A 9067-nucleotide genomic window follows, 5' to 3' on the forward strand; every position below is an offset into this window, starting at 1 on the left:
ATCATGAGGACACTACCATGATGCCATTTGTCTACAATGGCCTGCCGTCGCGCGTCATCTTCGGCTCGGGAACCCTGTCGCGTCTTGCCGACGAGGTGCGCGAACTGGGCTGCCGGCGCGCCATCGTGCTGGCCACACCTCAGCAGGCGACGCAAGGGCGCAAGGTGCTCGAGCAGCTCGGCGAGCTCGGTGCGGGACTGTTCGCCGAGGCCCGGATGCACACCCCGGTGGAGATCACCGACCGGGCGATGCGTCAGGTCGAGGCGCTGGGTGCCGACTGTACGGTGGCCATCGGCGGTGGGTCCACCATCGGCCTGGGCAAGGCCATCTCCCTGCGTGCCGACCTACCCCAGGTGGCGATCCCTACCACCTATGCCGGCTCGGAGATGACGCCGATCCTCGGCGAGACCCAGGACGGCCTTAAGACCACCCAGCGCACGCTCAGGGTGCTCCCCGAGACGGTCATCTACGACGTCGACCTGACCCTCGGACTGCCGACCGCCATGTCCGGCACCAGCGGGATCAATGCCATCGCCCACGCGGTGGAGGCCCTGTATGCCAGGGACCGCAACCCGATCGTCTCGCTGATGGCGGAAGAGGGCATCGCGGCGCTGGCCCGCAGCCTGCCGGTGATCGCCCATGACCCCGAGAATGCGACCGCCCGCTCCGATGCCCTCTATGGCGCCTGGCTGTGCGGTGTCTGCCTCGGCTCGGTGGGGATGGCGCTGCATCACAAGCTGTGCCACACCCTGGGCGGTTCCTTCGACCTGCCCCACGCCGAGACCCACACCATCGTGCTGCCCCATGCGGTGGCCTACAACGCCGCTGCCGCCCCCGAAGCGATGTCGCACATCGCTCGTGCGCTGGGCGCCAGCGATGCCGCCGACGGACTCTTCGACCTGGCGTGTGCCGTGGGAGCGCCTCTCGCCCTGGCCGACATCGGCCTGAAGGAGGCCGACATCGTCCGAGCAACGGAGATCGCCACGGCCAATCCCTACTGGAACCCCCGCGAGATCGAGGCGGACGGCATCCGGCGGCTGCTGGAGAACGCCTGCGCTGGACGTCGCCCGGAATCCACGACGAGGACTGATTCATGAAGACGCTGCTGATCAACGCCACCGTCCTGACCTTGGATGCCGGAATCGGCGACCTGACCGACGGCCAAGTGCTGGTGGAAGACAGCCGGATCCTGGCCGTTGGCCACGACCTGGCGGCCGAGGGCGCCGAGGTCGTTGACTGCCGGGGCGGCATCCTGATCCCCGGACTGGTCAATGCCCATATGCACACCTGGCAGACGGCCCTGCGCGGTGTAGCCGCCAACTGGACGCTGCTCGAGTATTTCCGCCATGTGCATCGCGGTCTGGCCACCCTGTTCACTCCCGACGACATCCACATCGCTACCCGCATGGGGGCCCTCAACCAGCTCAACTGCGGCACCACCACGCTGGGTGACTGGTGCCACAACAACCCGACGCCGGCGCATACCGATGCGGCCATCAGAGGACTGCGGGAGTCGGGCATCCGGGCGGTGTTCTTCCATGGTTCACCCAAGCCGGATCCCAAGCCGGGTCAACCCCACTTCAGCGAGATTCCGCACCCCCGCAGCGAGGTCGAACGCTTGATCTCGGGGCCACTGGGCGCCCCTTCCGGCCACGTCAGCCTGGGGCTGGCCATCCTGGGGCCGCATTACTCGACCCTCGAGGTCACGCTGCACGATTTTGCGCTGGCCAAGGAATTCGGCCTGGTCGCCTCGATGCACCAGGGCGGCGGTCCCGCTGTCAGTCCCGGTGGTTGGGATGTGATCGAGGAGCAACTGGGACCGGACATCAACATCGTGCACGGGCATGGCCTGAGCGAAGACCAGCTGGCCCGCTTCTGCGACCAGGGCGTGACCTTTTCCATCGCGCCCGAGAACGAGATGACCCAGGGGCATGGCTTCCCGGTCACCGGCCTGGTACACCGCCATGGCGGCGTCGTCTCGCTAGGGGTGGATCTCGAGTCGGTGATTTCCGGTGACATGTTCTCGGTGGCGCGCATGGCACTGGGCATGCAGCGTGCCCTTGACAACGATGCCTCGCGACGCGCGCAGGGCAAGATTCCGGAGACCTCCACCATCACCACCCGGGAGGCCCTCGAGTGGATCACGCTGGGCGGTGCCCGGGCCTTGGGCCTCGAGGAGCGCATCGGCAGCCTGACCCCCGGCAAGCAGGCCGACCTGGTGCTGCTGGACACCCGACCGCTGAACATGCAGCCGCTCAGTGACCCCGTGTCGGCCGTGATCATGCAGGCGAGCCTGGCCAACGTCGACAGCGTCATGGTCGCCGGCGAGTTCCACAAGCGCAACGGACGCCTGCTGGCCGAGGTGGCCGACGGCATTGAGGTGCTCCAGGCCTCGGGCCACCGCATTTACAGCGAGCTCAAGGCACGCGAACACGAGTCACACGCACAACAGGAGACAGCCCAATGACAATCCATCACCAGGTGGCCTGGGTGGGCCTGGGCAAGCTCGGCCTGCCCATGGCGCAGCGCATCGCCCAGGAGGGCGTGGCCGTTCAGGGCTACGATCTGAGCGACGAGCGGCTCTCGCTGGCCGAGCAGGCTGGGATCCAGGCGCATCGCGACCTGACTGACGCCGTCGATGGCTGCCGGCTGGTGTTCGTCTCGATCCCCGACGATCGGGCGCTGGTCGCGCTCTGCCTCGGGCAAGGCGCGTTGATCCGGCACATGGCCCCGGGCAGCGTACTGGTGGAAACCAGCACTGTCAGCGTCGAGGCCTCCTCCCAAGTGGCAGAGGCCGCCGAGGCGCGGGGCATCGACTACCTGCGTTGCCCGGTCTCGGGCAATCCCGTGGCCGCCGAGGCCGGCACCCTCTCCGCCATGGTCTCCGGCTCGCGAGATGCCCTGGGCGATGCCCTGCCGGTCCTTCGGCACTTCACCAAGGCGCAATACTGGCTGGGCGAGGACGAGCAGGCGCGCTTCGCCAAGCTGGCCATCAACCTGATGATCGCAGTCAGCGCCGGCATGCTGGGGGAGGCCCTGGCCATGGCCCGCAAGGGCAATATCGCCTGGGAGGCAATGCTCGAGCTGGTCGCCGACAGCGCGGTGGGCTCGCCGATGGTGCAGTACAAGGTGCCGCCGCTGCGCGAGCGGGACTTCACCTCCACCTTCTCGGCCACCCAGATGGCCAAGGATCTCGACCTGATCCTCGGCTGCGCCCACGATGCCGGCGTCCCAGTGCCGCTGGCCGCCCAGATGCGCGAGGCCTACACCTCGCTGATTGCCACCGGCCACGGCGAGGACGACTACATCGCCACGATCCATCACACCGAACGCCTGGCGGGGCTTGCGGCCCTTGAGCCGGCTACCGACCCCCAGGGGATGACGTCATGAGAAACCTCAATGCCGACAACATCACCGATGCCGTGATCACGCAGTTCGCCGGCTGTGATGATGCGCGCCTCAAGTGCGTGCTCGACAGCCTGGTGTACCACCTGCACGCCTTCATCCGTGATGTCGAACCCACCGAACAGGAGTGGACCCAGGCTATCGATTTTCTGACCCGTACGGGGCAGATGTGCGACGACAAGCGCCAGGAATTCATCCTGCTCTCCGACACTCTGGGCGTGACGATGCTCGTCGATGCCATCAACCATCAGACCTCGGACCCGATGGTCACCGAAAGCACCGTGCTGGGCCCCTTCTACGTCGCTGACCCGCCTGCCGCCAACCAGGGCGAGGCGATCGATTGGGGCGTGGAAGGCGAGCCCCTGTTCGTGGAGGGCAGAGTACATGATGAACGTGGTGAACCGCTCGCTAACGTCGTCATCGACGTCTGGCAGTCCGACGGCGATGGCTTCTACGACGTCCAGAAAGAGCTCGACAGTGCCTCGCTGCGCGCGCGATTCACCACCGATGAACGGGGGCGCTACGCCTTCTGGACGGTGACGCCCTCGCCCTATCCGATTCCCACAGACGGGCCGGTCGGCAAGATGCTCGAGGTTACTGGGCGCCATCCCTACCGGCCGGCCCATGTGCATTTCATGCTGATGGCCGAGGGTCACGACAGCCTGGTGACTCAGGTGTTCGCCGAGAACGATCCCTACCTCGATTCCGATGCTGTCTTCGGCGTCAAGGACTCGTTGGTCATGGTTTACGCGCTGCTGCCACCAGGCAAGGCACCGGATGGTCGGTCCATGCAAACCCCTTACCGCTACCTGAAATATGACTTCGGCTTGCAGGCAAGCTGAAGGTCGCAAAGCAAGCCATTAACCGTAAAGAAGAGGAATGACACATGACTGCCATTGATCAGAATGCTCGTGAAACGCTTTTTATCGAAGCACGGACTCATAATGTCTGGCAAGACAGGAGTGTCAGTGAAGAGACCCTGCGTGAGCTCTATCACCTGATGCACTTCGGTCCGACCTCCATGAACTGCCAGCCGCTGCGCATTCTCTTCCTGAAGACGCAGGAAGCCAAGGAGCGGATTCGTCCGGCTCTTATGCCTGGCAACCAGGAAAAGACCATGCAATCCCCGGTGGTCGCTGTCCTGGGATACGACACGAATTTCTACGAGCATCTACCGCGGATGTTTTCGCATAACAAGGATGCCAAGTCGCTGTTCGAGGGCAAGACGGACTTCATCAATACCACCGCTTTCCGCAACAGCTCGATCCAGGGGGGGTACCTGATTCTGGCAGCACGCTCTCTTGGCCTGGATGTCGGACCGATGTCCGGTTTCAATAATGCGGTGGTGGATGAAGAGTTCTGGCCGGAAGGCAATGTAAAAAGTAATTTTCTGTGCAATCTCGGTTACGGGGATCATTCAACCTTATTTCCGCGTCAGGAGCGGTTCGAGTTCGACGAGGTGTGCGAGTTCCTGTGACGCGGGTGGCCAGGAGGCACTCACGACGCCCTGCAGCGGGGTGATCACGGGATGAACAGCAAGGATTCCTCCATTGGGTCGTGGTCGACACGGCCCTTTTTTCTTCTTGAAAGGCTGAGAGGCGTGCATGGGGTACGAATGGCAGTTGGTGGCATTGATGATCGTGGCGGTGCTGATAACCGGCATCTCGAAGTCGGGGTTCGCCGGCGGTGTTGGGGTGGTGGCAGTGCCATTGATCTCGCTGAAGGCGAGCCCGGCCTTCGCCGCGGCCATCATGCTGCCCCTGTTGATCATCATGGATGTCTTCAGTCTCAGGGCCTGGTGGCGCCAGAGCGTCGGCCGTGTCCTGTGGCTGATGCTGCCTCCGGCGGCGCTGGGAGTCGTGGTCGGCTATCTCACCTATGGCACCTTCAGCGATGACCTGCTCAAGGTGGTCTTGGGAGTGTTCTCAATTCTGTTCGGCTGCTGGGGCTTGTTGAACCCCTTGCGGGAACGGGGCATGCCAGACGGCGTCGGCGCCCTGTGTGGCGGTATCGCCGGTTTTACCAGCTTCATCGCCCACGCGGGAGGCCCGCCGCTCAACTTCTACCTGTTGCAGAAGTCGCTTGGCAAGGAGGCCTTTCTCGGCACGGCAGTGGTGTTCCTGGCCGCCATCAACCTGGTCAAGCTGGCGCCCTATGGCCTGCTAGGCCTGCTGACCCTCGAGAACCTGTTCGTGGCCATGTCGCTGACGCCGGTTGCCTGGCTGGGGGTGCACCTGGGCCTGGTGATCCAGAAGCGAATTGCCGGTGAGCTATTCTTCAGGATAGCCCTCGGGCTCTTGATCCTGCTCGGCATCCGGCTGGTTGTCGACGGTGGCTGGTGACGATGGGTTTGGTTTTTTGTCTGGCGGGAGGCAGTGAACAGCACTTTGTTAAGTCTTCCCGCTGACGCCGGAGGTGGGCATGAGTGATCTCCCCGACGATAGTCACCTGGAGGGGCCTTACGACACGCTGTCGCAAACCCCGAGGCCGAGGATTTCCAACACGGAGTTTGCGCGTTTCATCGACTTTATCGAGAAGTTCGAGGACGAGACCGAGCAATCGCTCTCGATGTCCCATGGTTACCGGGAGCTGCGCATGATGATCCATCTCATGCGCAACCATCTGGCGGGTCGAATGACGACCCCCACCTCGCTTGCCGATGCATCGGGGTTGTCGTATGGGACGGCGAAGCGTGGCATCGAGAATATCCTCGAGCGTGGCCTCATCATTTCCCGGCCTAGGACGAAGACCGGAAAGACCGTCTCGCTTCACCCTTCTCCCCGCTTACTCGAAGAGTGGGAAGCCTATGCCAGTCGAATAAAATCCCTTCTGGAATCCGTGTTCGGTATGGATGTCAACTCAGAGCAGGGGCGTCAGATTTTCCTCGGGGTCTCCTATTCATCGGCTCGTGTTATCTCGCCACCCACCGTTCTCCCCAGTCGCCTTGAATTGAAGGGCGGGCTTCGCGTTCTCATGCATGCAGATCCGACCTTCATGGCCATGCATAACCTCAAACGTCAACTGGAGATCATTTTTGGACTCGAGATCAAGAACAAGGCAAAATCGATAGATGCGCTACGCGAAGAAATCCTTGCCAACGCGAGGCTGGAAAAATCTCGCTACGATATTATGGCCTGTGACCTACCTTGGTTTGGTGAGCTTGCGTCAAAAGGCGCCTTGATGCCACTCGACCAACTGCTGAAAAACGGTGGTCATGACTTGACAGACTTTCACTCTGTCGCCATCCAAAGTTCTCGCTATCAAGGCAAGCAGTACGGGATTCCAGTTCAGACTACGCCGGAGCTCTTGTGCTATCGACAGGATCTATTTGAACAGGAAGGCATTCATCCCCCGAAAACCAGCGAGGGAGTTGTTGAGGCAGCGAAGCGATTGCATGCTCCGAAAAAGGGGCAGTATGGCATTGCATGGAATGCTGCCAGGGGAACGCCTCTTGGTCACTCATTTGCTTTCATTATGGCCACCTTCGGCCAGCCGATCATCAACCTGAAGCCCGTCCTTGGGGGGTTCGAGTTTCAGAACGTGAAAGGCGAAGAACATCGGCCCATGTTTACGTCGGATGCGGCATTCCGTACCGTGGAGTACATGCTGGATTTGCTGAAATACTCTCCCCCTGGTATTCTCGATATGTCGTGGTATAGTCGGGCTAAGTCGTATGCGTCAGGGCAGGCTGCCATGGCCTATTGTTATACGCTGCTGGCGCCATTATTCGAATTGAAAAGTGATTCCCCGGCCCGGAAGAACACCGGTTATCTTCCTCACCCTGCCGGGCCTGAAAGTCATTCTATCGCCCCCATCGGCGGTTATTCCCTGGCGATCCCAGCCAACATTGCCGAGGACAGACTGGAAGACGTCTGGACAGCGCTACAGCAACTCACATCCGCAAGCATGACCAAGCTCTACCTCATGAATGGTAGTCTCGCGAACCCGAGGTTCAGCGTTAGTAACGACCCTGAGGTGTCCTCTATCGCCCCATGCATTGCCACTGTCGACAGAATGGCTAAAGAGGGAATCCTGCAGGCCTGGCCACGACCTCCTGTGCCCGAGATCACCGAACTCATCGGCATCGCCGGCCACGAGATCTTTGAGGTCCTCGATGGCCGGCGTTCCATCAAGAAGGCCCTGTCCATGGCGCAGGACAAGGCCGACAAGCTGATGAGACGAAAGGGATACTATTGAAGAAGGAAGAAGGGGACTTCCGGGGTGGTACGTCTAACCTATGTTGCAATACCATACCCGGAACCCCGGATATGGTATTGTGGAAGTTTCACTGAGGTATCACTGCATGATCATGCCGCCATCGATCATCAACAACTGTCCGGTCATGTAGTCCGACTCTTGACTGGCCAGGAAGGAGGCGGTACCGACGACATCTTCCGGATAGGAATAACGCTTCATCAGGATCATCTTTTCCGCGAGCTGGTCCATCGACTGGCCTTGCTTGTCGAACTTGCCAATGCTCACCAAATCCTTGTCCAGTTGCTCCCACAGTTCCGTACGCACCACGCCGGGGCCATAGCCGTTGACGGTGATGTTGTGGTCCACCAGCGCCTTGGCACCACCATTGATCATGGCCAGCACGGCGTGCTTGCTGCACGAATAGGGCACCACATCATCAAACGCCTGGCGCGACAGGATGGAACCCACATTGATGATCTTGTAGGGGCCATTCTCCTTGCCCTGATTGATCATTTGCTTGGCAGCTTCCTGCATGCCGATCAGGCAACCCAGGGCATTGACGTCCATGATCTGATGCCAGTTTTCCTCGGTGATATCGAGGAACATCAGCGGCTTGTTGATGCCGGCGTTGTTGACCATCACATTGAGACTACCGAAGGTCTCGACGGTGGACTGCACGGCGGCCTGCATCTGTTCACGATCCGTGACGTTTAGCTGGATGGCGATCGCCTTGCCACCCTTGTCAGTGATTCGCTTGACGACTTCCTCGCAGCCTTCGAGGTTGATGTCGGCGACACACACGCTGGCACCTTGTTCGGCATAATGCTCGGCGACGGCGGCACCCATTCCACGGGCGGCACCAGTAATCAAGCAGTTCTTTCCCTCGAGACGCATCTTGTCCATCTCGTTTCACCTCTTGATATTGTTGGAGAGCAAATAAATGGCATGGAAGCCATGTCATTACCGGGTTGACGGTGGTCAGAAACCCCACCAGCTTCGGGCGAGGTCTTGCCAGGTATTACTTGCGATATGAGCCAGGCGAGGAGTGCTTGTTGTCCTGCCTTGCTAAATGGCATTGTCAGCGTGGCGGCTGGGAAGTGACAGTTTGCATCCGGGCTATTATGACCAGACTGGATGTTTTGGCCTGTAGCGCCGGAATACGGGAGTAATGGTGGGCCGGGCAAGGGCTACCGGAAGTGTCAGAGCCGCGCCAGGGCGTCCTCTAGACCGTGCAGGTCCCTGGCAGAGACGACGTCGTCGGGGAAGGGGGAACCGCTCGGATCGGCGGTGATGCCGACGAAACGCATACCGTTGGAGCTGGCGGCGCGGAAATCGTTGTAGGAATCGTCGAGCGTCGCCGAGAGCAGGTGTTGAATGCCGAATAGCTGACACCGGTGGCGTGAGGTAGTCCACCAAAGAAGCCGCGAAAAATACCAAGCGCCCCGCCTGTGATCGACAGGCGGGG

General features: G+C 61.1%; 8 protein-coding genes and 1 pseudogene. 7 read left to right on the forward strand and 2 right to left on the reverse strand.

Annotated elements, in window-relative coordinates:
• Nucleotides 1-17: 17 nt before the first annotated feature.
• From ACFOEV_RS06825 to ACFOEV_RS06855, 7 genes are all read left to right on the forward strand, one after another.
• Entirely contained in the window at nt 18-1097 is a 1080-nt protein-coding gene (locus ACFOEV_RS06825) for a maleylacetate reductase (protein ID WP_449280237.1), read from the forward strand.
• Nucleotides 1094-2467, forward strand: coding sequence for an amidohydrolase family protein (locus tag ACFOEV_RS06830; protein ID WP_386772386.1), 1374 nt, complete (start codon nt 1094-1096; stop codon nt 2465-2467). Before ACFOEV_RS06825 ends, ACFOEV_RS06830 begins: the two co-directional genes overlap by 4 nt.
• Nucleotides 2464-3390 carry an NAD(P)-dependent oxidoreductase gene (locus ACFOEV_RS06835; protein ID WP_386772387.1) on the forward strand — a complete coding sequence of 309 codons (927 nt, stop codon included), beginning with the start codon at nt 2464-2466 and terminating at the stop codon, nt 3388-3390. Before ACFOEV_RS06830 ends, ACFOEV_RS06835 begins: the two co-directional genes overlap by 4 nt.
• Nucleotides 3387-4247 carry an intradiol ring-cleavage dioxygenase gene (locus ACFOEV_RS06840; protein WP_386772388.1) on the forward strand — a complete coding sequence of 287 codons (861 nt, stop codon included), beginning with the start codon at nt 3387-3389 and terminating at the stop codon, nt 4245-4247. Before ACFOEV_RS06835 ends, ACFOEV_RS06840 begins: the two co-directional genes overlap by 4 nt.
• A gap of 44 nt (nt 4248-4291) precedes the next feature.
• A complete protein-coding gene (locus ACFOEV_RS06845; RefSeq protein ID WP_386772389.1) occupies nt 4292-4882 on the forward strand; it encodes a malonic semialdehyde reductase in 591 nt (196 codons plus the stop codon).
• A gap of 127 nt (nt 4883-5009) precedes the next feature.
• A complete protein-coding gene (locus ACFOEV_RS06850; RefSeq protein ID WP_386772390.1) occupies nt 5010-5747 on the forward strand; it encodes a sulfite exporter TauE/SafE family protein in 738 nt (245 codons plus the stop codon).
• Nucleotides 5748-5826: 79 nt separating this feature from the next.
• A complete protein-coding gene (locus ACFOEV_RS06855) occupies nt 5827-7602 on the forward strand; it encodes an ABC transporter substrate-binding protein (RefSeq protein ID WP_386772391.1) in 1776 nt (591 codons plus the stop codon).
• Between the two features lie 99 nt (nt 7603-7701).
• Here the strand turns inward: ACFOEV_RS06855 and ACFOEV_RS06860 are convergent, their stop codons facing one another.
• Nucleotides 7702-8505: an SDR family NAD(P)-dependent oxidoreductase gene (locus tag ACFOEV_RS06860; RefSeq protein ID WP_386772392.1), complete on the reverse strand. Its 804-nt coding sequence runs from the start codon at nt 8503-8505 to the stop codon at nt 7702-7704.
• 296 nt (nt 8506-8801) lie between these two features.
• A pseudogene (locus tag ACFOEV_RS06865) lies at nt 8802-9067 on the reverse strand (hypothetical protein); the annotation flags it as partial.

Origin of the sequence: Litchfieldella rifensis (assembly GCF_042646605.1) — a bacterium.
In the GTDB taxonomy this organism is placed as follows: domain Bacteria; phylum Pseudomonadota; class Gammaproteobacteria; order Pseudomonadales; family Halomonadaceae; genus Litchfieldella; species Litchfieldella rifensis.